Genomic DNA, 25055 nt, shown 5'->3' on the forward strand with positions numbered 1-25055 from the left:
AAACAGGACAACTGAATAAATTTCACTCATATAATCTCGAGAATATGGCTCGAGAGTCTCTACCGAACAACCGTAAATTGTTCGACTATGAGTGAAAGTGTACCTAGGGTTCCAGCCTATTTGTAGGTGTTCGGACCGAGCGGTACAGGTATATTTTTATATACCACACCTTAGGGACAAAAGCCCGGGAGGATAGGTTTCACTCGTATCTTAACTTAATGGGAAATCTATTCTTGCCGGGTTTATTTGTTTTAAATTGTCCCACAAGTTGCAAAATAATATAGAAGAGGAGGATTATGATGGAAAAGGTGAGTAAAATGAGAAACAAAAATTCTTTAGAGAATCTAGCGAATAGGATATGGAGGCTAGAAAACTATAGTACTAATGTAAAAACAGAAATATTAGCTGGGATTACCACATTTATAACAATGGCTTATATTATGTTTGTAAACCCCATTATACTAAAAGAAGCAGGGATGGATGCAGGAGCGGTATTTGTAGCAACTTGTCTTTCAGCAGCTATTGGCACTTTTATGATGGCTTTGTATGCCAATTACCCTTTTGCACAAGCTCCAGGAATGGGACTTAACGCTTTCTTTACTTATACAGTCGTTTTGACAATGGGTTATACTTGGCAAGAGGCTTTAGCTGCAGTTTTTTTCTCAGGAATTATATTTATTTTGATTACTTTGACTGGAATACGTGAAATGATTGTCGATGCTATTCCTTTGTCTTTAAAATATGCAGTAAGTGCGGGTATAGGATTATTTATAGCTTTTATTGGACTTAAAAATTCTGGAATAATTGTACCAAATCAAGCAACATACATTGGATTTGGTGATTTAACTAATCCTGGGACACTTCTTGCTATTGCGGGACTTTTTATAACCGGGATATTGATGTCAAGAAACGTAAAAGGTTCAATACTTCTTGGCATATTGATAACTACAGTATTGGGACTTTTTACTGGAATAGTGAAATTACCCTCTGATTTTAGCATAATTAAAATGCCACCAAGTCTTGCACCTACATTTTTCAAACTCGATATAAAAGGGCTTTTGGGAATTGGTGAGAATATCGGCTTTATTTCTTTAGTTACAAGTGTGCTATATGTAGTGTTGTCTTTTGCTTTTGTAGATTTATTTGATACCATAGGGACCTTTATAGGAACAGGATCAAAAGCAGGAATGTTAGATGAAAATGGTAAAATGCCTAATATGAAAAAAGGACTAATGGCGGATGCTATTGCTACCACGATAGGGTCACTTTTGGGAACTTCTACTGTGACTACTTACGTTGAGAGTGCTGCAGGTATTGCAGAAGGTGGTAGAACGGGACTTACTGCTTTTGTGACAGGCATTTTGTTCTTGGTAGCACTATTTTTCTCACCAATAGCTTTGCTTGTTCCTACAGAGGCAACTGCTCCTGCTCTTATTATTGTTGGCGTTTTGATGATGGGCTCTATTAAAAAGATAAGTTTTGAAGATTTTACAGAGGCTATGCCAGCTTTTCTTACTATAATTGCTATGCCTTTCACTTTTAGCATTGCTAATGGTATTGCTGCAGGTCTTGTTGCATACCCTATCGTAAAAATTGCTTCAGGAAAGGCAAAAGAAATTCACCCAATAGTTTATGTTCTTGCAATTTTATTCATATTGAGATTTATAACTTTGTCAGAGTAAAAATAAGCCCCCAATTAGTAACTTACTAATTGGGGGCTTAAAAGAAAAGGAGGTATAAAAATGCCAAAGGTGGCTATAGTTGTTGGAAGTAAATCTGATTTGCCTGTAGTTGAAAGATGCACAAAAATTCTTGAAGAATTTGAAATTTCCTATGATGTTAAAGTGTTGTCTGCCCATAGGACTCCCTTTGAGACACAAGAGTTTGCTGTAAATGCGGATAAATATTATGATATAATCATTGCAGGTGCAGGAAAGGCTGCTCATCTGCCTGGAGTTATTGCTTCTTATACACTCTTGCCCGTTATTGGTCTTCCCATAAAGTCTTCTACTTTAGATGGTCTTGACTCCCTTTTATCAATAGTTCAAATGCCTAAAGGTATTCCTGTTGCAACTGTGGCTATAGATGGAGCAGAAAATGCAGCACTTTTAGCTTGTCATATTCTCTCTTTGAAGTATACTTATTTGAAGGAAGCCTTAGCTGATTATAGGGAAAAAATGGCTGAAGAAGTGTTAAATAATTAAGAGATTGGAGGAGATAAATATGGAAAAAAGAGAATTACTTTATGAAGGAAAAGCCAAAAAAGTCTATAAGACAGAGGAAGAAAACTTTTATATCATCGAATATAAAGATGATGCAACTGCTTTTAATGGCTTAAAGAAGGGCACAATTGCCGAAAAAGGAGTAGTAAATAACAAAGTTTCTGCAATTTTATTTACATTATTAGAAAAAAATAATATACCCACCCATTATGTGAAAAGACTTAGTGATAGGGAAATGTTGGTTAAAAAGGTTGAAATTTTTCCTTTGGAAGTTATCGTGAGAAATTATGCAGCGGGAAGTATTTGTAAAAGATTAGGCCTTGAAGAAGGACTAAAGTTTAAAACGCCTGTATTAGAATTCTCCTATAAAAATGATGAATTGAAAGACCCAATGATTAATGAATATCACATACAAGCTCTCGAATTAGCCACCAAAGAAGAGATCGAAATTATGACAGGAATGACGTTTAAAGTCAACAAAATTTTATCAGAATATTTTTTATCTAAAGACATTATTTTGGTAGATTTTAAATTAGAATTTGGCAAAAGTAATGAAGGAATATTATTAGCTGATGAAATTTCTCCTGATACTTGCAGATTTTGGGACAAAAACACTATGGAAAAACTTGATAAAGATAGATTTAGAAAAGATTTGGGTAAAGTAGAAGAAGCATATTTAGAAATTTTAAAAAGACTTGGAGGTATGTAAAAGTGCTAATTGCAAAAGTCTATATAACTTTAAAAAAGGGAATACTTGACCCTCAAGGAAAAGCAGTGAAGGGAGCTTTGCACTCATTAGGGTACGAAGAAGTAAAAGAGGTGCGGGTTGGGAAATATATAGAATTAACTTTTGAGGATGGCGATTTATCCCTCCTAAAGGATAAAGTAGATGAGATGTGCAAAAGGATACTGACAAACCCAATTATTGAAGATTACACCTTTGAAATTGTGGAGGGATAAAGATGAAATTTGCTGTTATAGTTTTTCCAGGGTCCAATTGCGATGTGGACTGCTATTATGCTGTTAAAGATGGGCTTGGTGAAGAAGTAGAATATGTGTGGCATCAAGAAAAAAATTTGAGTAAGTATGATGTTATAATGTTACCAGGAGGATTTTCTTATGGTGATTATTTGAGGGCAGGGGCTATTGCGAGGTTTTCGCCTGTCATGGAAGCTGTCAGTGAAGAAGCAGAAAAAGGAAAATTTATTATAGGCATATGCAACGGATTTCAGATACTTACAGAAGCAGGGCTTTTGCCGGGAGCTTTGAGAAAAAATGAAGGGCTGAAATTTATTTGCAAGACTGTCAGTATAATAGTTGAAAATGATAAGACTCCTTTTACTACAAGGCTTAAAAAAGGGCAGGAGATTTTACTTCCAATTGCTCATGGAGAAGGCAATTATTATGTAGATGACAAAACTTTACGAGAATTAAAAGAGAACAATCAAATTGTTTTTAGGTACAAAGAAAATATCAACGGCTCTGTTGATAGAATAGCCGGAGTTATAAATAAAAAAGGAAATGTTTTAGGAATGATGCCTCATCCAGAGAGAGCTTATGCCCCCTTGCTGGGTAATACTGACGGGCTTTATATATTAGGATCAATAGTGGATAATTTTGTAAAAGGCGGGGTTTAAGGATGGATAAAATATGGAGAGAATTAGGACTTACTGATGAGGAGTATGAAAAAATTATTTCGATATTAGGAAGAGAGCCTAATATAACTGAATTAGGTATGTATAGTGTTATGTGGTCTGAACATTGTGCCTATAAAAATTCTAAACCTCTTTTAAAATATTTACCTACAAAAGGTGAAAGAGTAATACAAGGACCGGGAGAAAATGCAGGAATATTGGATATTGGAGATAATTTGGCAGTTGTGATGAAGATAGAAAGCCATAATCACCCTTCTGCGATTGAACCCTATCAAGGAGCAGCCACAGGTGTCGGGGGAATAATAAGAGATATATTTACAATGGGAGCAAGGCCAATTGCTCTTTTGGATTCTTTGAGATTTGGAATTCCTGAGGATAAAAGGACTAAATATCTCATCGAAAACGTGGTAGCCGGTATAGGGGATTATGGAAATTGCATAGGAATTCCTACAGTAGGTGGAGATACCTATTTTGAAGAAAGTTACAAAGGAAATCCTTTAGTAAATGCGATGTGTGTAGGAATTGTAGAAAAAGACAAAATAAAAAAAGGGATAGCAAAAGGTATAGGTAACCCTGTTATGATAGTAGGTGCTACTACGGGGAGAGACGGTATTGGAGGTGCAAGTTTTGCTTCTCAGGAATTAAGCGAGGAATCAGAAGAAAAAAGACCTTCTGTTCAAGTTGGCGACCCTTTTATGGAAAAACTGCTTCTAGAGGCATGTCTAGAACTTTTTGAAACAGATGCCGTAGTTGCTATACAAGATATGGGAGCGGCAGGTCTTACCTCTTCTTCTTGCGAGATGGCTTCCCGCGGTGGAGTTGGAATGGAAATTGACCTTGATAAAGTACCTTTGAGAGAAAAGGAAATGACACCTTATGAAATAATGCTTTCTGAATCTCAAGAGAGGATGTTGGTTGTAGTAGAGAAAGGCAAGGAAGAAGATGTACAAAAGGTATTTAAAAAATGGGGACTGAATGCCGCCACAATAGGGAAAATCACTGATGATGGAATGATAAGAGTGATTAAAGAGGGAAAAATAGTTGCGGAAGTTCCAGCCAAGTCTTTAACAGAAGGTGCTCCACAATATGTGAGAGAAGAAGAAGTGCCTAAATGGCAAGAAGATGTCAATAAGTTGGATATAAATGAGGTAAAACCTCCAGAGGATATGAATAAAGCTCTAAAAGATGTAATTTCTTCTTTAAATATTGCAAGTAAAGAATGGATATACAGTCAATATGATTATATGGTGAGGACAGACACAGTAATAACTCCAGGTATGGATGCAGCTGTTGTGAGGATAAAAGGTACAAAGAAAGCTGTTGCATTGACAACGGACTGCAATGGTAGATATTGTTATTTAGATCCCTATATAGGTTCTCAAGTTGCTGTAGCAGAGGCAGCTCGAAATCTTTGTATGGTTGGTGCTAAGCCTATAGGGGTTACGGATTGTTTGAATTTTGGCAATCCGGAAAAGAAAGAAATATATTGGCAGTTAAAAAATTCTATATTTGGAATAGCTAAAGCCTGTGAAACACTTCAAATCCCTGTGGTAAGCGGAAATGTCAGTCTTTACAATGAAAATGAGGGAGAGGCCATTTATCCTACTCCTGTAATAGGAATGGCAGGACTTATAGAGGATGTATCAAAAATTTGTACAATGGACTTTAAAAAAGAAAGCGATGTAATTATAATTTTAGGTAAGAATAAAGGAGAGCTTGGAGGAAGTGAGTATCTTAAAGTTTGCTTTGGAATGGTAAAAGGGCAACCACCTCGAATAGACTTGGAAGAGGAAAAAAGATTGCAAGAATTGGTGTTAAAACTTATTGATGAAGGCTTAATTAAGTCTTCTCATGACATATCAGAGGGCGGTTTTGCGGCTGCCTTGGTTGAAAGTGCAATTGCAGGCAAAAAAGGTGCAAAAATTTCGCTACAAACTTCTCTTAGAGAGGATGTAGAGTTGTTCTCTGAATCTCAATCAAGAGCATTAATTACTGCAAGTCCTGAAAAGGTAGATGAAGTGTTAAAAATAGCTTATGAATACCAAGTTCCAGCGCAAAAAGTAGGAGTTGTAGAGGGTAAAGATATAGTAATTGATGTAAATGGTAAAAGAATAATAGACCTTCCTTTGGAGGCCTTAGAGGAAAGCTGGAGAGGGAGAATAAAATGGGAAATGGAGAGAAATTAAAAGAGGAATGTGGTGTTTTTGGTGCCTTTAGTTTATCCACTTCAGTTACTTCTTATATCTATTATGGCTTACAAGCCTTGCAGCACAGAGGGCAGGAAAGTTCAGGTATAGCTATTTATGATGGCGAAAAAATAAATTGTATTAAGGGGTTGGGACTTGTCAGTGAGGTCTTTAATAAGGAAAATTTAAAGACATTAGAGGGAAAAATGGGGATAGGCCATGTAAGGTATTCTACTACGGGCAGCAATGACATTATAAATGCTCAACCCCTCGTTGCTAATTTTAAAAATGAATATATGGCTCTTGCCCATAATGGCAATTTGATAAACGCAAAAGAGTTAAGGGGTCAATTGGAGGATGACGGTAGAATATTTCAAACTACAACAGATAGCGAAATAATTCTTCATTTAATTGCGAAGAATTTCCAAAAGGGCTTAATAGAAGCCCTCAAGGAAACAATAAAACAAATAAAAGGTTCATATGCTTTGGTGATTTTAGCAGCCAATAAATTAATAGGGATAAGAGATGTAAACAGTATAAGGCCTCTTTGTATAGGTAAAAAAGATGACACTTATTTCTTATCTTCTGAGTCTTGTGCCTTTGACGTAATAGGAGCAGAGTTGATACGAGATGTAGAAGCAGGAGAAATAGTTATAATTGATGGAAAAGGAATAGAGTCTGTTAAGTTAGAAGGAGAAGAAAAAAAGAAGCCTTGTGTTTTTGAATACATCTATTTTGCTAGACCTGACAGTGTCATAGATAGAAAAAGTGTTTATTTTACACGATTGGAGATGGGGAAAAGATTAGCTGAAGAAGCACCTGTAGATGCAGACTTAGTAGTACCAGTTCCAGATTCAGGTGTTGCTGCTGCAAGAGGTTATTCTCTCAAAACAGGTATACCAATGGGGGAAGGACTTATAAAAAATAAATACGTTGGCAGAACTTTTATTGCTCCCGACCAAAGGGATAGAGAGACAGGAGTGAGAATAAAGTTAAATGTTTTAAAAGAATTGATACAAGGCAAAAGGATAGTTTTAATAGATGATTCAATTGTTAGAGGCACAACTATGAAAAGATTAGTGAGTCTACTAAAAAATGGAGGGGCAAAAGAAGTTCATGTGAGGATAAGTTCACCTCCTGTTAAATATTCCTGCTACTTTGGAATTGATACCCCGACAAAAAAAGAACTGATAGCGGCGAGGATGTCAGTTGAAGAGATATGCAAAGTAATAGGGGCTGACAGCTTACAGTTTTTAAGCATTGAAGGGCTTATAAAAAGTGTAGGACTTAAATTTATTTGCACAGGTTGCTTTGATGGCGACTATCCTATGTATGTTCCAAAAGAAGGAAACAAGTATCTTTTTGAGAAAACATAAAAAGTAGGTGTATAATTATGAATTATAAAGATGCTGGGGTAAATATAGATGAAGGCAATAAACTGGTGGAGATGATAAAGCCAATAGCTAAGCAAACCTTAAATGAATATGTTTTAGAAGGGATAGGAGGTTTTGCTGGTCTTATTGAGATAAAAAATTATAAAAATCCTGTACTTATATCCAGCACTGATGGAGTTGGGACAAAACTTAAAATAGCCTTTATGATGGACAAACACGATACTGTAGGGATAGACCTTGTAGCTATGTGTGTAAATGACATTATTGTAACTGGGGCTAAGCCTTTGTTTTTTCTTGATTATTTTGCTACAGGAAAGTTAAAAAGTGAGACTGCAGTAGAAGTAATCAAAGGAATAGCAGAAGGTTGTAAAATAGCCGGGTGTGCTCTGATAGGAGGAGAGACAGCAGAACTTCCAGGCTTTTATAAAGAAGGAGAGTACGATTTAGCAGGCTTTTGTGTAGGAATAGCAGAAAAAGAAGAGCTGATTGATACAAAATTAATAAAAGAAGGAGATGCCATAATTGGGCTTGCCTCTTCTGGAATTCATAGCAATGGATATTCTTTAGTGAGAAAGATTTTCTTTGAGAAAAACAATTTTTCAGTAAAAGACTTTATACCAGAGCTTGGGATAAATTTAGGAGAGGCACTCCTTACTCCTACAAAAATATATGTCAAGTCAATAGAGGCTTTAAAAGGGTTAAAAATTAAAGGGATGGCTCATATTACCGGTGGAGGTTTTATTGATAATATTCCAAGAATACTAAGAAAAAGTATAGCTGCAAAAATAAACAAAGGAAGTTGGGAAATTCCAGCTATTTTTAATTTAATTCAAAGATTGGGAGATATTGAAGAAAGAGAAATGTATCGCACTTTTAATATGGGGATTGGAATGATAGTTATAGTTGACCCGTCTGATGTAGATAAGGCTTTAGAAAAATTAAATGGCATAGGTGAAAAAGCTTATATAATAGGGGAGATAGTAGAAAGCGAAGGCGGTGTAATTTTATGAACCTTGTGGTGATGGCATCAGGTAACGGGACTGATTTGCAGTCAATAATTGATGCCATTGAAGAAGGATATATAAATGCCAGGATAATTGCTGTCATTAGTGATAAAAAAGGAGCTTATGCTCTTGAAAGGGCAAAAAAACACGGAATTGCTACTTACTGCCTCCCCAAAAAAGAATTAAAAGAAAATTTTCAGGAAGAGTTATTAAAACTTCTTGAAAAATTGAGTCCTGATGGAATAATTCTTGCAGGTTTTTTGACAATTCTCAGTGGGGAAATTGTAGAAAGATTTGAAAACAAGATAATAAATATACATCCCTCACTTATTCCTGCCTTTTGTGGCAAAGGATTTTATGGAATGAAGGTACATCAGGCGGTTTATGAATACGGAGTAAAATACACCGGCTGTACAGTGCACTTTGTTGACCAGGGAGCAGATACAGGCCCAATTATTCTTCAAGAAGTCGTGAAAATTGATGAAGAAGATACGCCAGAGACTATTGCAAAAAAAGTGCTGGAAGTAGAACACAAGGTTTTACCTTATGCAGTTAAGCTTTTTACGGAGGGGAAATTAAAAGTCGAAGGAAGGAAAGTAAGGATATTATAGGGACTGTGAAAAATCTTGACACAGATATATCTTAAACTCGAACGGATCATAAAAATAGAAAAAAGGAGGCGATCTTATGGCCAAAAAAGCGTTAATAAGTGTTTCAAAAAAAGAAGGCATAGTTGAATTTGCTAAAAAGCTAAATGGATTAGGATATGAAGTCATATCAACAGGTGGGACTTATAACCTTCTTAAAGAAAATGGAGTAAATGTAATAAAAGTGTCAGACATAACAGGTTTCCCTGAAATTATGGACGGGAGAGTAAAAACGCTTCACCCTAAAATTCATGGAGGGCTTCTTGCAATAAGAGACAATGAAGAGCACATTAAAGCTTTAAAAGAACATGACATTGAACCAATAGATATAGTTGTCATAAATTTATATCCTTTTAAAGAAACAATCCTCAAAGAAAATGTGACTTTAGAAGAAGCAATAGAAAATATAGACATTGGTGGCCCGTCAATGATAAGGGCTGCAGCTAAAAACTACAAATATGTGACTATTCTTGTAGATCCAAAGGATTATGATACAGTCATTGAAGAAATAAAACAATATGGCAATACAAAAGAAGAGACCAGATTTTATCTGGCAGCAAAAGCTTTTGGTCATACAGCCCTTTACGATTCTTTGATATACAACTATTTGATACAAAAAAATAACATAGAGTTTCCCGAAGTTATGGCCTTTGCCTATGAAAAAGCTCAAGACATGAGATATGGTGAGAATCCTCATCAAAAAGCAGCTTTTTATAAAAATCCTATAAAAGCCTATGGCATTGCAGAATGTGTTAAGCTTCACGGTAAAGAGCTTTCTTTTAACAATATAAACGATGCAAATGCCGCAATAGAGCTTCTAAGAGAGTTTAAAGAGCCTGCAGCAGTTGCGGTAAAGCACACAAATCCTTGTGGAGTAGCTATTGCAGATAATATATACAATGCTTACTTAAAAGCTTATGAGAGTGATCCTGTTTCTATTTTTGGGGGAATTGTAGCATTAAATAGAACTGTAGATGTTAAAACAGCTGAAGAACTTATAAAAATATTCTTAGAAATAGTAATTGCTCCAGACTTTGAAGAAGAGGCTTTAGAGATTTTAAGGAAAAAGAAAAACTTAAGGATATTGAGGTTAAAAGAAGGATATGAAAAAGAATATGATTTAAAGAAAGTAGAAGGCGGACTTTTAGTTCAAGAAAAGGATGAAATAGATTTAGATGAGAATAATTTGAAAGTAGTTACTAAAAAAGCACCTACTCAAAAAGAGATGGAAGATTTAAGGTTTGCCTGGAAGGTAGTAAAGCACGTAAAATCCAATGCGATTGTTTTAGCAAAAGATGGAGCTACAGTAGGTATTGGCGTGGGACAAGTCAACAGGATATGGCCGACAGAACAAGCAATCAAACAAGCAGGCGAAAAAGCAAAGGGAAGTGTCCTTGCATCAGATGCCTTTTTCCCATTTCCAGATGTTGTGGAGGTAGCTTCAAAGGCTGGTATAACTGCTATAATCCAGCCGGGTGGTTCAAAAAACGATGAACTATCAATTGAAGCTGCAGACAAAGGTGGCATATCAATGATATTTACTGGCATAAGGCACTTTAAACATTGAGGAGGATTTAGTATGAAGGTTTTAGTCATAGGGGGCGGAGGAAGAGAACATGCAATTGTTCACAAACTTTCACAAAGTTCTAAAGTAGATAAAATCTACTGTGCTCCCGGAAATGCTGGCATAGGTCTTTTGGCAGAATGTGTTGACATAAAAGTTGGTGATATTGAAAGGCTTAAAGAATTTGCTATAAAAAATAACATTGATTTAACAGTTGTAGGGCCAGAGATGCCACTGGTTCAAGGTATTGTGGATGAATTTGAAAAAGCAGGGCTTAAAATCTTTGGGCCTAATAAAAGTGCTGCGGCTATTGAGGGGAGCAAATATTTTACTAAACAGCTTCTTTCTAAATACAATATTCCTACTGGAAGGTTTAAAGCCTTTGACAAGTATCAGGAGGTTCTGAAATTTTTGAAAGAGACATGGTATCCTGTTGTGATGAAAGCAGATGGACTGGCACAGGGTAAAGGAGTGTTTATTGTAAAAGATTTTATAGAGGCAAAAGAGGCTCTTGATTTAATGATGAAAAAAAGGATTTTTGGTGCATCAGGAGATATAGTAATAATAGAAGAGATGCTTTTTGGAAAAGAAGCGTCAGTATTCGCGTTTACAGATGGAGAAAATATTTTACCTATGGTTTCTGCTATGGATTACAAAAAGGTCTATGAAGGAGACAAAGGTCCTAACACTGGAGGTATGGGAAGCATTGCACCAAATCCTTATCTTGAGGAAGAAACTTTAAAAGAAGTAATGGAAAGTATTTTAAAACCAATGGTAAAGGCACTTCAAAAAGAAGGCATTGTATATAAAGGAGTGTTGTACGCAGGTTTAATGCTTACAGAAGAAGGGCCTAAGGTTTTAGAATTCAATGCAAGATTTGGAGACCCTGAAACACAAGTTGTACTGCCCCTTTTAAAAACAGACCTTATTGATATAATGGAAGCTACCATAGAAGGAAAACTTGATAAAATACAAATTGAATGGGAAAACAAAAAGGCTGTATGTGTTGTTGCGGTATCAAACGGTTACCCCGGGGAATATCAGATAGGTTTTGAGATAACGGGGTTAGAAAAAGTAAAAGAGGCCTTTGTATACCACGCAGGAACGGCATTAAAAGATGGTAAAATTACCACATCGGGTGGAAGGGTACTTGCTGTTACTACAATAGGGGATTCGTATGAGGAAGCGAGAGAAAAAGTTTATAAGGAGATTGAAAAAATACGCTTTGATGGAATGTATTATAGAAAAGATATCGCTTTATTGAGCCAGGTGTAAACCTGGCATTTTTAATTGGCTAAAATTATGGTATAATATCTTCTAACGTGTGTCTTAATTTTTAAAATGGGGGGAGTATGTGTACAATCAAAACAAAACTTTGTCACTTCTTTGTGAAATGACTGGAAAAAAAGATTATTTTTCAATTTTGTACAGAAAATAAGTAATGAATTATGATATAAATAACTACCATGGTGTATATAATTAATTGACTTAAATTTTTATTAGGATGTGATGAAATGGACTTACGACCAATAGGCATTTTTGACTCCGGAGTGGGAGGACTTACAGTACTAAAAAGACTTGTTGAGGTTTTACCTGGAGAAGATTATATTTACTTTGGTGATACAAAAAGAGTTCCCTATGGCGATAGAAGTGAAGAAGAGATAAAAAAATTTGCAAAACAGATTTTAAATTTTATGAGAGAACAAAAAGTCAAAGCAGTAGTAATAGCTTGTAATACTACTTGTGCAGTTATAAATAAAAGCGAATATGATGTGGTTCTTTTTGATGTTTTAAAAGCGGGAGCAGAGAGCGCTGCCCTATATACTATAAACAAAAAAATAGGTGTTATTGCAACTACAAGAACTGTTGAAAGCAAAAGCTATGAAAAGAATATAAAAATTATTGATAAAAATATTAAAGTTTACCAAAAGGCATGTCCGGAATTTGTCCCTCTTATTGAAAAAGGATTATACAATTCTCCAATAGCTTTTGAAACTGCTTCTAATTGTTTAAAAGAATTAAGAGAAAGAGATATAGATACTCTTGTTTTAGGTTGTACTCATTATCCTTTAATGATGGAAGTTATAGAAGAAATAGTGGGAGAAAATGTAAAAATAGTAGACCCTGCAATTAAATTAGCCTATGATGTTAAAGATTATTTATTAAGGAGAGATTTATTTAATATTCAAAACATTGGCAAGACAAAATTTTTTGTAAGTGGAGATAAAGATAATTTTATCAAAACGGCAGAAATGCTATTAGGCGAGAAAATTGAGAATGTTTTGCATGTAGACATAGAAAAATATTAACAGGTGGGATTTGGGATGGATATTCTCAAAGAAGTTAAAAAAGTAGAAAAAGAAGTAATAGAATTAAGACGAAAAATACACATGTACCCTGAATTAGGTTTTGAAGAAACAAAAACTTCTGAAATTGTTTATGATTATTTAAAAAATTTAGGGATTGAGGTAGAAAGAATTGCTAAAACTGGCGTTATAGGTACACTTAAAGGCAATGGAAGCAGAACGATAGCTATAAGAGCAGATATGGATGCTCTTCCAATTCAAGAAGAAAATGATGTAGAATATGCATCGCAAATTCCAGGAAGAATGCATGCTTGTGGACATGATGTTCATACAGCTATACTTCTTGGCACAGCTAAACTTTTGGCAAATATAAAGGATGAGTTGAAGGGAAATGTTAAATTTATATTTCAACCAGCAGAAGAAACAACAGGCGGCGCTCTTCCGATGATTGAAGAAGGGGTTTTAGAAAATCCTAAAGTTGATGCTATAATAGGATTACATGTAGACCCCGAACTTCAAGTGGGACAAATAGGGATAACCTATGGAAAAGCTTATGCTTCTTCTGACATGATAGATATAATTGTGAAAGGGAAAAGTAGTCATGGAGCTGAACCCCACAAGTCAGTAGATGCTATAGTAATTGCAGCTAATATTGTAAATATATTACAAACTGTTGTTAGCAGAAAAGCAAATCCACTAAGTCCTATGGTACTGACTATTGGTACTATTGAAGGAGGATATGCAAGGAATATAATAGCGGATAAAGTGAGGATGTCTGGAATTATAAGAATGATGGAAGAAGAAAAAAGAGATGAAATTGCTAAAACAGTTGAAAGGATTTGTCATAACACAGCTAAAACTATGGGAGGGGAAGTAGAATTTAAAAGAACAAGAGGGTACCCTTGTCTTGTAAATCACAAAGGTATGACAGACCTTGTAAAAGAAACTGCTTTAACTTTGCTGGGGGAAGATAATGTGGTAGAAGTGCTCCCAACAATGGGAGTAGAAGATTTTGCTTACTTCTTGCAAAAAGTTCCTGGCTGTTTTTACAAATTAGGCTGTGGGAATAAAGAAAAGGGGATAAATAAACCTATACATAGCAATCAATTTAATGTGGATGAGGGATGCATTAAAATTGGTGTAGCGTTGCATCTATCCATTGTGTTAAATTATTTAAACTCAAATAGTTAAAAGTAAAACTTGCATGAAAAATTTCATGTAAAAAAATATTTAAATCAAATCTTGACATTTTTCATCAAATGGTGCATAATATTTGTCGGAGAAAAGGTAATGTGAACTTATCACCTCTGCCAACAGGTGAGAGAAAGCCATTAACAATGGTAGATCTTACCCCCCCTTCAATTTAAGTATTTAAAAACTCCCCCTAATCCCCCTTTACTGCCGGCATACTGCCGGTTTTTTTCATATATAAAAAGCACCGCGAATAAACTATTGTGAGGTGTTGTTTATGCACAAGAGGTCATTTATTCGCGGTGCTTTTATATTGACTATTGCCAACATTATAGACAGGAGTATTGGATTTATTTTTAGAATAATTTTATCAAATATGTTAGGCCCAGAAGGTATGGGTATTTATCAATTAGTTCTTCCTATATACTTTGTTTCAATAACTTTTTTAACTTCTGGCACGATGGCTGTCACTTCACGCTTTATTTCGGAAGAAAAAGCAAAAGGAAACAAAAAAAATGTGTTTAAAATTTTAAAAATTACTTTTTTGATAGTATTGATATTTGCTTTTGCTATTTCTTCCTTGCTCTTTTTTAAGGCAACGTACGTAGCTAAAGAATTACTTCACGAACCAAGAGCACTTTTATCAATTCTTATATTTGCTCCTGTGCTTATCATTGTTGCTTCTTCATCAGTGTTTAAGGGTTTTTTTCAAGGAGTTATAAATATGATACCTGCTTCAGTTTCAGAAATTGTTGAGCAAATAGTGCGCGTATCAATAACTTTATATTTAATCCAACTTTTCACAGGAGCTAAACTTGAGTATTTAGTAGCAATAGCTATATTTGGCATATCTGCAGGTGAAATTGCCAGTTTCCTTATGTACATACTTTTTTACAAAAAAGAAGTGAAAGTTATAAACAGAGAAATGTCTTATGATGGAAGAGAATGGGAGGCTTTTTCTATAGCAAAAACGTTAGTGATTACTGCTATACCCATTACTTTTTCAAAATTAATTGTAAATGTAGTAGATTTAGCGGAATCTTTAATAATTCCTTCAAGACTTGTTGCTTCAGGACTTAGTCACAGTGAAGCAATGTCTGAATTTGGTAAAATGTTAGGTATGGCAATACCTCTTGCATACATGCCAGCAGTTATAACTTCAAGTCTTTCTACTACTGTACTTCCTGCCGTTTCTGAAGCAGCTGCTCTAAGAAAGTGGGATGCAGTAAGACTTAGGATTAACCAAGCAATTGGCTATACTACTTTAGTAGCTTTTCCTGCTATAATTTTATTTTTAGCTCTTCCTGATCAAATTTCTCAGCTTTTGTATCCTTCTTCACCAGGAGTAGGGAATTTTGTGAGAGTGATTTCCCTGGGAAGTATATTCGCGTTTTTAGAAGCAGTGGTGGCGAGTATTCTCCATGGATTAGGAAAACAAACTGTAGTTTTAAAGAATTCCATAATATGGCTAGGGGTGTGTATTGTAGGTATGTATTACTTAACTGCCATGCCACAACTTAGACTTTTTGGATATATATACAGCTTTATATTTGCCGATGCTCTTATTTTAATGCTAAATATGTTTGAACTCATAAAAATGACAGGATTAAGAATAGACTATTTAAATTGGCTTATAAAACCGATAATTGCATCAACAATTATGGGAGCAATAGTTATAATTATCCACAGTAAATTGTTGGAAGCTAATGTTAATATGTGGATAAATATTTTTTTGTCAATTTTAACAGGGTTTCTTGCCTATTTAATGCTTTGTTCTGCCTTGCAACTGCCTTATATTGAAGAATTAAAGAAAATAATTTTGTTGAAAAATTAACAATAATAGTATATAATAAAAATAAAACTAAGCCCAAGGGAATTTTCCTGAGGGTAAGGGAGGAGATAAAATATGGTAAAAGAAAAAGCAGATTTTATTAATGATGAAAAGATAAGACAAGATTTGGAAAAGGCTAAAAAAGCGACAAGTAAAGATGCATTAGAAATTATAGAGAAAGCTAAAAACCTAAAAGGCATTACTCCTGAAGAAGCAGCGGTACTTTTAAATGTAGAAGATGAGGATTTGCTCAATGAGATGTTTAAAGTAGCAAGGTATATAAAAGAAGAAATATACGGGAATAGGATTGTGATTTTTGCTCCCCTCTATGTTAGTAACTACTGTGTAAACAACTGTAGATATTGTGGTTACAGACATTCTAATGAACAACAAAGAAAAAAACTTACAATGGAAGAAGTGAGAAGAGAAGTTGAAATTTTGGAAGAGATGGGACATAAGAGATTAGCAGTTGAAGCTGGAGAAGACCCTGTAAATTGCCCTATAGATTATATAGTTGACGTAATAAAGACGATATACGATACAAAACTTAAGAACGGAAGTATTAGAAGAGTAAATGTAAATATTGCTGCGACTACTGTAGAAAATTACAAAAAACTCAAAAAAGTGGGAATAGGAACTTATGTTTTATTCCAAGAAACTTATCACAGGCCCACGTATGAATACATGCATCCCCAAGGGCCAAAACACGATTATGATTATCATTTGACTGCTATGGATAGGGCTATGGAAGCGGGGATTGACGATGTAGGATTAGGAGTTTTGTATGGGCTTTATGATTATAAATACGAAACTGTTGCAATGCTTTATCATGCGAACCATTTAGAGGAGAAATTTGGAGTTGGGCCACATACTATTTCAGTACCGCGACTTAGACCAGCCCTTAACATTTCTATAGATAAATTTCCATATATTGTATCAGACAAAGATTTCAAAAAATTAGTAGCAGTCATAAGAATGGCAGTACCTTATACAGGAATGATTTTGTCTACAAGAGAAAAACCTAAATTTAGAGAAGAGGTAATAAGCATTGGTATTTCTCAGATTAGTGCCGGTTCTTGTACAGGAGTAGGTGGATATCATGAAGAGATATCCAAAAAGGGCGGCTCAAAGCCACAATTTGAGGTAGAAGACAAAAGAAGCCCTAATGAAATTTTAAGGACTTTGTGTGAACAAGGCTATCTTCCAAGTTATTGTACTGCCTGCTACAGAATGGGACGTACAGGAGATAGGTTTATGAGTTTTGCAAAATCAGGACAAATACACAACTTCTGCCTACCAAATGCTATACTGACCTTTAAAGAATTTTTAATTGATTATGGAGATGAAAAAACCAAGAAAATTGGAGAAAAAGCAATAGCGGTAAATTTAGAGAAAATTCCATCAAGAACTGTAAGAGAAGAGACAAAGAGAAGGCTTACAAGAATAGAAAATGGAGAAAGAGACCTTTATTTTTAATATGCAAAATGCCAAGAAAATAAAACTTATCAAAAAACTGAGACCTCGTTTTCACGAGGTCTCAGTTTTTTGACAAACTTTCGAAAATAGGATATTTTGCATAAGGAACGACTTGTGACAAAGCGGCAACAAAACTTAACAAGACCGAGGGTGGAGGCAGGGCCGTAGCCACGGATGGCGGAGGCGGGCACTAAGACAGGGATGTCGAATGTGCCCGGAACCCTGCCGGAGCCCGAAGGTCGAGTTTAGTTTTGTCGCTTTGGAACATCGGAGTGACGATGCAAAATATCCTATTTTAAAATTTTTTGACTTTGTCAACGAAATAAGACCTCGCTTTTACGAGGTCTTATTTCGTATATTTTTACAATTAAAAATTTGACACAATGCTAATGCCAGATGATTTACATCTTTCCCTTGTTAATTTAGCAATTAAGTGTATAATATAGTTGTAAAAAGAGATACTATTATTAAATTAATGGCACATAAAAGTGATGATGTAAAATGAATAAATTAAGAGGGCGCCAACTGCAAATTTTAAGAAAGATACTGTCCGCAACAAGTACAAGAATAGAAGACATTATGAAAGAATTTGATATAAGCAAAAGGACAGTATACAGAGAAATTGCTTCTATAAATGAATTTGTTAAAAATTACAACTTAAAAATTGTAAATAAAACTTATGGACTGGCTATAGAGGGTAATATTGCTGATATTGAGAAACTAAAGCTAGATATAGTGGGATATCCTTCAGAATTTGAAACAAAAGAGAGAAGAAAGATGATATTGTCAGAGCTTTTGCAGCTAAAAGAAGCTGTTAAATTACAGTATTTCAGCAAAAAATTTGGCGTCACCACTTCTACAATAAGTTATGACCTTAAAGAATTGGAAAAGTGGCTTAAAAAACAAGGATTAACATTAATAACAAAGCCAGGTTATGGCGTTTATATATCAGGAAGCGAAAACTCTTTTAGAAAAGCTATAGCTAATTTTTTGTATGAAAATTTTGATACTAAAGATTTGATTGATTTCTTAAAAACAGGATTTCTCGCAAAAAACAATATTGAAAAAAACATAGATTTAAGGCTTTTAAACTTAATTGACTACGATACTGTTTTGAAAATAGAAAAGGCAATTTTAAAAGTAGAATCGGAAATTGACTACGAAATTGTAGAAAGTTCCTATTTAGGTCTTGTTGTTCACCTTGCCTTGGCTATAAAAAGGCTTCAAAATGGTGAAACTATTGAAATGGGGGAAGACAATTTACAGGAACTTAAAAAGACTAGCGAATATAAATTTGCTAAAAAGTTAGCTAAATATTTACAAGAAGAATTGGATATACCTATACCTGAAGATGAGATTGGTTATGTGACAATACACCTTATAGGTGCAAAGTACAGGTCAACTACTCAAAATTACAATGACAAAGACATAGAGATTATTGCCCGGGACATGATAAAAGAAGCAGAAAAAATTTTTGATGTCAGTTTTTCAAAAGATGAGTTTTTGGAAGATGGCTTAAAGAGCCATTTAGTTCCTGCAGTATACAGATTGAAGATGGGACTTGATATAAGAAACCCTTTGTTGGAGGATATAAAGACAAAATATCCTTTGCTTTTTGAAAAAAGTAATAGAGTTTGCGATGTTTTGCGAAAAAGATTAAACCTGGATATTCCAGAAGATGAGATTGGATATATTGCTATGCATTTTGGTGCAGCTTTAGAGAGGAAAAAGGAAGCTTCCCAAAAATACAACATAATGGTGGTATGTGCTAGTGGTATTGGAACCTCCAGAATGCTGATGTCAAAACTTCAGATGTTTCCACAAATAAACATAGTAGATGTTACCTCCAGTATAAAACTAAAAGATCTAAAAGGAAGAGATGATATAGACTTAATTGTTTCTACAATACCTCTTGACATAAAAGACAAAAAAGTCGTTGTAGTAAATCCTTTGCTTTTAAAAGAAGATGTAGAAAAGTTAAAAAATGCATTAAACACGGACTTTATTATGGAATATGGAATAAAAAGAGAAGAAGAAGGAAATTTTAAAAAAGAGGCTTTACACATAGCCAATTATGGCAAGAGAATTTTAGAGCTATGCGATGCCACCAGTTATATGGCTGTAAAAGGTGAAAATTCTCCTCAAATAATAGAGTATATTCTAAAGAATTTGGTGGGTAAAAATTTAATTAATGAAGATCAAAAAGAACAAATAAAGGAAAGACTTTTAAAAAGAGAAAGCTTGGGTAAAATAGTATTACCCAATAAAGGATTTGTCATATATCACTGTACAATTTTAAATATAGATATTCCTATAGTAGTTGTAGGAAAATTGATAGAAGAGGTTAAGATGAAAAATCTTATAGGAGATTATGAAAAAATAAAGACAGCTTTTTTGATGGTGGCACCAGAAGGCGATAGAGAGGGAATCGAAGTTTTGGGAGATTTGAGCATGTCATTAATTGAAAGAGTTGATTTAGTAAATACTCTTAACGAAGCGCAGACCCAAAATGAGGTCAAAGAAAAAATAAAAGAGGTGTTATTGAGAAAATTTTATGAAGAAGTAAAAAGGGTAATTTAGGAGAGGATCAGAAATGTTTAGCATATCGAGAGTTCAAAGAAAAATTTTTTATTTACTTTTAGGAGTAGTATGGTTTTCTACAGGATTTTATGCCATGCTTCATGATAGTGTCATTAGTGGCTTAAAAATAATGGCTTTTGGAAGTACCTTTATGTTGATAGTGTTTGCAATACAGACTTATGTCATAAAAATGATACAACTTTATGATAGCAACCTACAAAAACAACATAAAAAGCTTAAAAAGAAAAAATGAAATAATCTTTGGAAGGAGGTGTTAAAAATAGGAATAAGAGGAGTAATACTCTGCAGCTGGGGAGCAACTTCCAGTGCGCTTGCTAAAAAAGTAACAGATGAAGCTAAAAAGCAAGGATTGGACGTTGTGGTAGATGCCGGAGGTACAGGAGAATTCAAAAAGAAAGCAGAGGAGTACGATGTAGCATTATTAGAACCGCAAGTAAGGCATCTCAAAAAAGAAATTGAGTCAATTGCTTCCAAATACAATATCCCTGTTGATATAGTTGATATGCAAGCTTTTGCTATGATGGATGGCAAAAAAATATTAAATCAAATAATTGAGCTTGCTAAAAAAAGTGGAAAAGAAGTTTAAGGAGGGAATAAAATGAACGATAGGCTTTCAAACAATTGGTTTATGAAGTGGATGGAAGAGTCTTTGATGCCAGTTCTTGCCCGTATGGCGCAAAATGTGTATTTGCAGTCAATTAGAGATGCATTTTCAAGTTTTGCTTTGCCTGTGATTTTGACTGGTGCTCTTTTCTTGATTATAGCGAATCCACCAGAGGGAATTAATTGGGCACCTATACATGCATGGGCAAGAGCAGTAAAACCTATTGCCGCACAAATCCTGATACCTTTCCAACTCACTTTTGGGATAATGGCTATGATGGTAGCCTTTGGTACAGCTTATAGCCTTGCTACGCGCTGGGACTTGGATGAGACGATGACGGGAATTATTTCAATGTTAGCGTTTTTTATAACAAGCTTTCCTGCAACAGATGTGACAAAAGTTACTTTTGGAGATGTACTAAATTATCTCGGTGGTCAAGGCTTGTTTGTAGCAATAATAATAGGGATAATTTCGGCAATAGTTGTGAAATTCTTTAACAAAAGTGGCTTGGTAATAAAAATGCCTGAAGGTGTACCACCTTATGTGGTAAGAAGCTTTTTGGCATTTGTTCCGATGTTTGTAATGGTAGTGTCAGCGTGGATTGTAGAATGGATTGTCTGGTCAAACTTCCATATAACATTGCCACAATTGGTGCTTGACTTATTTAAACCCCTTGTTGCTGCATCAAATAGTTATCCTGCAGCTTTAGCTGAAATAATACTCATGATGCTTTTGTGGTCATTAGGAATTCACGGTATGAATGTTGTTTCCTCAATTGCTTATCCTTTCTGGATGACTCAATTAGCTGCAAATGCAGAAGCTGCAGCAAAAGGGCTGCCTTTACCAGGCATTGTAACTGAACCTTTCTTCCATGTGTTTACTCATTTAGGTGGTTCAGGTACTACATGGGCTTTGACAATAATGTTTTTACTTTCAGCTTCTGCACAACTTAGGACAATTGGGAGAGCTGAGCTTATACCTGCAATATTTAATATAAACGAGCCACTAATTTTTGGTACACCTATTGTGTTAAATCCGATACTCATTATTCCGTTTATATTAGCTCCAGCAGCTGTTGTAACAATAAATTACTTTGCTTTTGCTGTAAACTTAGTACCAAGACCTTTAATACAATTGCCTTTTACAGTTCCAGTTTTTATAAGCGGATTTTTATCTACTGGTGGTCATTGGCAAGGAGCTTTGTTGCAGCTGGTAAATTTAATTGTAACAGCGATTATATATTATCCCTTCTTTAAAATGTATGAAGCTCAACTTTTAAAAAACGAAAAGCAAGAAGCAGACCACGAGTAATTTGTGATGGGAGTGAAACTAATGGAGTTAGAACAGATAATATATAACTTAGTATTACATGGAGGAAATGCAAGGGCAGAGGCTTATGAAGCATTGGATGCAGCCGAAAGAGGAGACTTTGAAGAAGCTGAAAGGCATCTTGAAAAAGCAGATGAAGAGTTTTATGAAGGTCATAAATACCAAAATATGCTCACTCAAGGAGAACAAAATGCGGCTCCAAATTTTCTAGTAATTCATGCTCAAGACCAGCTTATGACAGCCCTTGCTGAAAAAAATTTAATAAAAAGAATGATTGAGCTCTATAAAAGAGTCAATCAATTAGAAAAAAGACAATAATAAAAGCCCCTCACTACCCGGAAATTCCGGGTAGTATTTTTATAATAATTATATCACCTTGTTTCTTTTTTGTCATTATGACCCGAAGCTTTGAAAGTCATTTGTCCACAAGACAACTACAAATCTATTTTGTATACGTTATAAAAAATCGCTTTAAAGTATTGAATTATTTTTTAATATTTATTACAATATATTTGTAAACAATTAAATTATTTCATTAGGTGAGGGATAATTATGTATGAATCTAAAATTAAAGATGAACTTGTTGACCAGTTATTTGAGGCCATTTTAAAACTTAGAAATATAGAGGAATGTTACAGATTTTTTGAAGATATTGCTACAATAAATGAAATAAAGGCATTAGCCCAAAGATTGGAGGTTGCAAAAATGCTTCGCTAAAAAAAGACTTACATAGAAATTGCAGAAAAGACAGGAGCAAGTACTGCTACCATAAGCAGAGTAAATAGGGCATTGAATTATGGAGCAAATGGATATAAAATTATATTAGACAGGTTAGAATCAGAATCCCGGGAATAAAACCGGGCTTTTTTAAAACTAAATTGGAGTGAGAAAAATGAACAGCATATTAAATAACCTTAATGACAAACAAAAAGAAGCAGTTATGACTACAGAAGGACCTCTTTTGATATTAGCGGGAGCTGGAAGCGGAAAAACTCGTGTTTTGACTCATAGAATTGCTTATCTTATAAAAGAGAAAAAAATCTCTCCTTCTAACATACTGGCTATCACTTTTACAAATAAAGCGGCAGAGGAAATGAAAACAAGAGTAGAAGAGTTACTGGGTTATATAGGAGACCTGTGGGTATCTACATTTCATTCAGCCAGTGTGAGAATTTTAAGGAGAGATATTGACAAAATAGGATATGACAGAAATTTTGTCATATTTGACACTACTGACCAAAAGGCTTTAATACAGGAATGCCTTAAAGAGCTAAATTTAAGTGAAAAACAGTATCCTGTGAAAACTGTCTTAAATGCTATTTCTTCTGCAAAGGATAAAATGGTAACTCCAGAAGAGTATATTCATGTTTTTGGAAATGAATACAGGAGTAAGAAAATAAGTGAAATATACAAATTATATCAAAAAAAGTTAAAGAAAAACAATGCACTTGATTTTGATGACATAATTATAAAAACCATTGAACTTTTTAAGGAAAGCCCAGAAGTTTTAGACTTTTACCAAAGGAAATTTAAATACATAATGGTAGATGAATATCAAGACACAAATATGCCTCAATACCATTTTGTGAATATGTTAGCCCAAAAATACAGAAACTTATGTGTAGTTGGTGATGATGACCAAAGCATATATGGTTGGAGAGGGGCAGATGTAGGTAACATATTAAATTTCGAGAAAGATTATCCTGAGGCTAAAGTTATAAAATTAGAGCAAAACTATCGTTCTACCAAAACAATATTAGAAGCAGCCAATTATGTCATAGATAATAATATAAGAAGGAAGAAAAAAACTTTATGGACAAATAATGAACAAGGAGAAAAGATAATTCTCTGTGAATTAGAGAATGAGAGGGAAGAGGCGGAATTTGTGATACAAGAAATAATCAACTTAAAAGAAAGAGAAAATAGAAGTTTTAGAGATTTTGCTATTTTATACAGGACAAATGCCCAGTCCCGTGCTTTTGAGGAAGCCTTAATGAGGGTGCGAATTCCTTACAAAGTGGTCGGAGCTTTAAGGTTTTACGACAGAAAAGAAATAAAAGACATAATTGCCTATTTGAGAATACTTGTAAATCCTTATGATGACATATCTTTTAAAAGGATAATAAACGTTCCTAAAAGAGGTATTGGAGCTGCAACCATTGAAGCATTAGAGGCTACAGCTTTGGAGAAAGACACCAGTCTTTTTTTTGCAATAGATAATGCAAAAGTAAGCCAAAGGGCTAAAAATAGCCTTTTAGAATTTAAGGAGTTTATTTTAGAATTAATTGATAAAAAAGATACAATGACTGTCAGTGAAGTAATAAAATACATTTTAGAAGAGACTGGATATATAGAGGAGTTAAAAAGAGAAGAATCAGAGCAAGCAGAGGGAAGAATAGAAAACCTAAATGAGTTTTTAAACGCGGCTTATGAATTTGAAGAGTCTTCAGAGGACAAATCTTTGGAAGCATTTTTGTCCGGCATAACATTGGTCTCAGACATTGACTTGGCTGGAGAGATTGGAGAAAGCGTTGTTCTCATGACATTGCACTCTGCGAAGGGGCTAGAATTTCCCGTTGTATTTATGGTAGGCATGGAAGAAGGGGTGTTTCCTTCTTTTAAGTCCTTTACAGATGAGCACGAATTAGAAGAGGAAAGACGGCTTTGTTATGTTGGCATTACCAGGTCTAAAGAAAAACTCTATTTGACCTATGCAAGGAGGAGAAATTTATATGGCAAGTCTCAGTACGGCACCTATTCCCGTTTTATAAGCGAAATACCTGAAAGGTTTTTAGTAAGATACCATGAATTATCAAAGCCGAAAGAAGAATACAGACCCGTATCTAGCTATATAGAAAGGAAAACTTATGAAAAGACTCAATATAATTTGGGAGATAAAGTAGAGCATAAAATATGGGGGATAGGTACTGTAGTCAAAGTAGAGGGAGAAGAGATTACAGTTGCCTTTCCAAATGTGGGCCTAAAAAAGTTAGACTTAAAATTTGCTCCTATTAAAGCTATTTCTTGAAATGTGGAGGTCGAATT

General features: G+C 34.6%; 21 protein-coding genes, 1 pseudogene and 1 riboswitch. All 22 genes and pseudogenes read left to right on the plus strand.

Features of this window, described 5'->3' with window-relative positions:
- Positions 1–6: 6 nt before the first annotated feature.
- Positions 7–108: riboswitch (purine riboswitch) on the plus strand.
- A gap of 191 nt (positions 109–299) precedes the next feature.
- The 22 genes and pseudogenes from TMATH_RS03120 to pcrA all read left to right on the plus strand — a co-directional run bounded on the left by TMATH_RS03120 (position 300) and on the right by pcrA (position 25038).
- A complete protein-coding gene (locus TMATH_RS03120; RefSeq protein ID WP_013149946.1) occupies positions 300–1682 on the plus strand; it encodes an NCS2 family permease in 1383 nt (460 codons plus the stop codon).
- A gap of 60 nt (positions 1683–1742) precedes the next feature.
- Positions 1743–2204 carry a 5-(carboxyamino)imidazole ribonucleotide mutase gene (gene purE, locus TMATH_RS03125; RefSeq protein WP_012994690.1) on the plus strand — a complete coding sequence of 154 codons (462 nt, stop codon included), beginning with the start codon at positions 1743–1745 and terminating at the stop codon, positions 2202–2204.
- 19 nt (positions 2205–2223) lie between these two features.
- Positions 2224–2931, plus strand: a complete 708-nt coding sequence (gene purC / locus TMATH_RS03130; protein WP_013149947.1) for a phosphoribosylaminoimidazolesuccinocarboxamide synthase — start codon at positions 2224–2226, stop codon at positions 2929–2931.
- A gap of 2 nt (positions 2932–2933) precedes the next feature.
- The gene (gene purS / locus TMATH_RS03135) at positions 2934–3182 is read left to right on the plus strand and encodes a phosphoribosylformylglycinamidine synthase subunit PurS (RefSeq protein ID WP_011025203.1); all 249 of its coding nucleotides are present in this window, start codon (positions 2934–2936) and stop codon (positions 3180–3182) included.
- Positions 3183–3184: 2 nt separating this feature from the next.
- On the plus strand, positions 3185–3859 hold the full coding sequence (purQ, locus tag TMATH_RS03140; protein WP_013149948.1) for a phosphoribosylformylglycinamidine synthase subunit PurQ: 675 nt from the start codon (positions 3185–3187) through the stop codon (positions 3857–3859).
- Between the two features lie 2 nt (positions 3860–3861).
- Positions 3862–6063 carry a phosphoribosylformylglycinamidine synthase subunit PurL gene (gene purL, locus TMATH_RS03145; protein WP_013149949.1) on the plus strand — a complete coding sequence of 734 codons (2202 nt, stop codon included), beginning with the start codon at positions 3862–3864 and terminating at the stop codon, positions 6061–6063.
- Positions 6042–7439 (plus strand): amidophosphoribosyltransferase, encoded by a 1398-nt coding sequence (purF, locus tag TMATH_RS03150; RefSeq protein ID WP_013149950.1) that lies wholly within the window; start codon positions 6042–6044, stop codon positions 7437–7439. The genes purL and purF overlap by 22 nt, the downstream gene beginning before the upstream one ends.
- Positions 7440–7456: 17 nt before the next feature.
- Positions 7457–8467: a phosphoribosylformylglycinamidine cyclo-ligase gene (purM, locus tag TMATH_RS03155; RefSeq protein ID WP_013149951.1), complete on the plus strand. Its 1011-nt coding sequence runs from the start codon at positions 7457–7459 to the stop codon at positions 8465–8467.
- Entirely contained in the window at positions 8464–9072 is a 609-nt protein-coding gene (purN, locus tag TMATH_RS03160; protein WP_012994696.1) for a phosphoribosylglycinamide formyltransferase, read from the plus strand. Before purM ends, purN begins: the two co-directional genes overlap by 4 nt.
- 76 nt (positions 9073–9148) lie before the next feature.
- On the plus strand, positions 9149–10675 hold the full coding sequence (gene purH / locus TMATH_RS03165) for a bifunctional phosphoribosylaminoimidazolecarboxamide formyltransferase/IMP cyclohydrolase (protein WP_013149952.1): 1527 nt from the start codon (positions 9149–9151) through the stop codon (positions 10673–10675).
- A gap of 12 nt (positions 10676–10687) precedes the next feature.
- Positions 10688–11947, plus strand: coding sequence for a phosphoribosylamine--glycine ligase (purD, locus tag TMATH_RS03170; RefSeq protein ID WP_013149953.1), 1260 nt, complete (start codon positions 10688–10690; stop codon positions 11945–11947).
- A gap of 239 nt (positions 11948–12186) precedes the next feature.
- A complete protein-coding gene (gene murI, locus TMATH_RS03175) occupies positions 12187–12981 on the plus strand; it encodes a glutamate racemase (protein WP_013149954.1) in 795 nt (264 codons plus the stop codon).
- Between the two features lie 15 nt (positions 12982–12996).
- The gene (locus TMATH_RS03180; protein WP_013149955.1) at positions 12997–14169 is read left to right on the plus strand and encodes a M20 metallopeptidase family protein; all 1173 of its coding nucleotides are present in this window, start codon (positions 12997–12999) and stop codon (positions 14167–14169) included.
- 277 nt (positions 14170–14446) lie between these two features.
- Positions 14447–16003, plus strand: coding sequence for a stage V sporulation protein B (gene spoVB / locus TMATH_RS03185; protein ID WP_013149956.1), 1557 nt, complete (start codon positions 14447–14449; stop codon positions 16001–16003).
- Positions 16004–16075: 72 nt separating this feature from the next.
- Complete coding sequence (gene hydG, locus TMATH_RS03190; RefSeq protein WP_012994703.1) at positions 16076–17476, plus strand: [FeFe] hydrogenase H-cluster radical SAM maturase HydG; 1401 nt, start codon at positions 16076–16078, stop codon at positions 17474–17476.
- A 501-nt stretch (positions 17477–17977) separates the two neighbouring features.
- Positions 17978–20056 (plus strand): BglG family transcription antiterminator, encoded by a 2079-nt coding sequence (locus TMATH_RS03195; RefSeq protein WP_013149957.1) that lies wholly within the window; start codon positions 17978–17980, stop codon positions 20054–20056.
- A gap of 13 nt (positions 20057–20069) precedes the next feature.
- Positions 20070–20309: a hypothetical protein gene (locus TMATH_RS03200; RefSeq protein WP_013149958.1), complete on the plus strand. Its 240-nt coding sequence runs from the start codon at positions 20070–20072 to the stop codon at positions 20307–20309.
- Between the two features lie 27 nt (positions 20310–20336).
- Complete coding sequence (locus tag TMATH_RS03205; protein WP_028991742.1) at positions 20337–20663, plus strand: PTS sugar transporter subunit IIB; 327 nt, start codon at positions 20337–20339, stop codon at positions 20661–20663.
- A 12-nt stretch (positions 20664–20675) separates the two neighbouring features.
- Positions 20676–21992 (plus strand): PTS sugar transporter subunit IIC, encoded by a 1317-nt coding sequence (locus TMATH_RS03210; protein WP_013149960.1) that lies wholly within the window; start codon positions 20676–20678, stop codon positions 21990–21992.
- A gap of 21 nt (positions 21993–22013) precedes the next feature.
- Positions 22014–22328 carry a PTS sugar transporter subunit IIA gene (locus TMATH_RS03215; protein ID WP_012994707.1) on the plus strand — a complete coding sequence of 105 codons (315 nt, stop codon included), beginning with the start codon at positions 22014–22016 and terminating at the stop codon, positions 22326–22328.
- A gap of 234 nt (positions 22329–22562) precedes the next feature.
- Positions 22563–22865, plus strand: a pseudogene (locus TMATH_RS03220) (YerC/YecD family TrpR-related protein).
- A 37-nt stretch (positions 22866–22902) separates the two neighbouring features.
- Positions 22903–25038, plus strand: coding sequence for a DNA helicase PcrA (gene pcrA / locus TMATH_RS03225; RefSeq protein ID WP_013149961.1), 2136 nt, complete (start codon positions 22903–22905; stop codon positions 25036–25038).
- Positions 25039–25055 lie beyond the last annotated feature (17 nt).

The sequence above is a fragment of the Thermoanaerobacter mathranii subsp. mathranii str. A3 genome, from assembly GCF_000092965.1.
GTDB classification, from domain to species: domain Bacteria; phylum Bacillota; class Thermoanaerobacteria; order Thermoanaerobacterales; family Thermoanaerobacteraceae; genus Thermoanaerobacter; species Thermoanaerobacter thermocopriae.

Excerpts from the sequence above, each read along its gene's own strand:
- purL (WP_013149949.1), top strand. The coding sequence starts at position 3,862 with ATGGATAAAATATGGAGAGAATTAGGACTTACTGATGAGGAGTATGAA.
- TMATH_RS03195 (WP_013149957.1), top strand. The coding sequence starts at position 17,978 with ATGAATAAATTAAGAGGGCGCCAACTGCAAATTTTAAGAAAGATACTG.
- purF (WP_013149950.1), top strand. The coding sequence starts at position 6,042 with ATGGGAAATGGAGAGAAATTAAAAGAGGAATGTGGTGTTTTTGGTGCC.
- TMATH_RS03215 (WP_012994707.1), top strand. The coding sequence starts at position 22,014 with ATGGAGTTAGAACAGATAATATATAACTTAGTATTACATGGAGGAAAT.
- TMATH_RS03200 (WP_013149958.1), top strand. The coding sequence starts at position 20,070 with ATGTTTAGCATATCGAGAGTTCAAAGAAAAATTTTTTATTTACTTTTA.
- murI (WP_013149954.1), top strand. The coding sequence starts at position 12,187 with ATGGACTTACGACCAATAGGCATTTTTGACTCCGGAGTGGGAGGACTT.
- purM (WP_013149951.1), top strand. The coding sequence starts at position 7,457 with ATGAATTATAAAGATGCTGGGGTAAATATAGATGAAGGCAATAAACTG.
- spoVB (WP_013149956.1), top strand. The coding sequence starts at position 14,447 with ATGCACAAGAGGTCATTTATTCGCGGTGCTTTTATATTGACTATTGCC.
- TMATH_RS03180 (WP_013149955.1), top strand. The coding sequence starts at position 12,997 with ATGGATATTCTCAAAGAAGTTAAAAAAGTAGAAAAAGAAGTAATAGAA.
- purD (WP_013149953.1), top strand. The coding sequence starts at position 10,688 with ATGAAGGTTTTAGTCATAGGGGGCGGAGGAAGAGAACATGCAATTGTT.
- purN (WP_012994696.1), top strand. The coding sequence starts at position 8,464 with ATGAACCTTGTGGTGATGGCATCAGGTAACGGGACTGATTTGCAGTCA.
- purH (WP_013149952.1), top strand. The coding sequence starts at position 9,149 with ATGGCCAAAAAAGCGTTAATAAGTGTTTCAAAAAAAGAAGGCATAGTT.
- purE (WP_012994690.1), top strand. The coding sequence starts at position 1,743 with ATGCCAAAGGTGGCTATAGTTGTTGGAAGTAAATCTGATTTGCCTGTA.
- TMATH_RS03120 (WP_013149946.1), top strand. The coding sequence starts at position 300 with ATGGAAAAGGTGAGTAAAATGAGAAACAAAAATTCTTTAGAGAATCTA.
- purC (WP_013149947.1), top strand. The coding sequence starts at position 2,224 with ATGGAAAAAAGAGAATTACTTTATGAAGGAAAAGCCAAAAAAGTCTAT.
- TMATH_RS03210 (WP_013149960.1), top strand. The coding sequence starts at position 20,676 with ATGAACGATAGGCTTTCAAACAATTGGTTTATGAAGTGGATGGAAGAG.
- pcrA (WP_013149961.1), top strand. The coding sequence starts at position 22,903 with ATGAACAGCATATTAAATAACCTTAATGACAAACAAAAAGAAGCAGTT.
- purQ (WP_013149948.1), top strand. The coding sequence starts at position 3,185 with ATGAAATTTGCTGTTATAGTTTTTCCAGGGTCCAATTGCGATGTGGAC.
- hydG (WP_012994703.1), top strand. The coding sequence starts at position 16,076 with ATGGTAAAAGAAAAAGCAGATTTTATTAATGATGAAAAGATAAGACAA.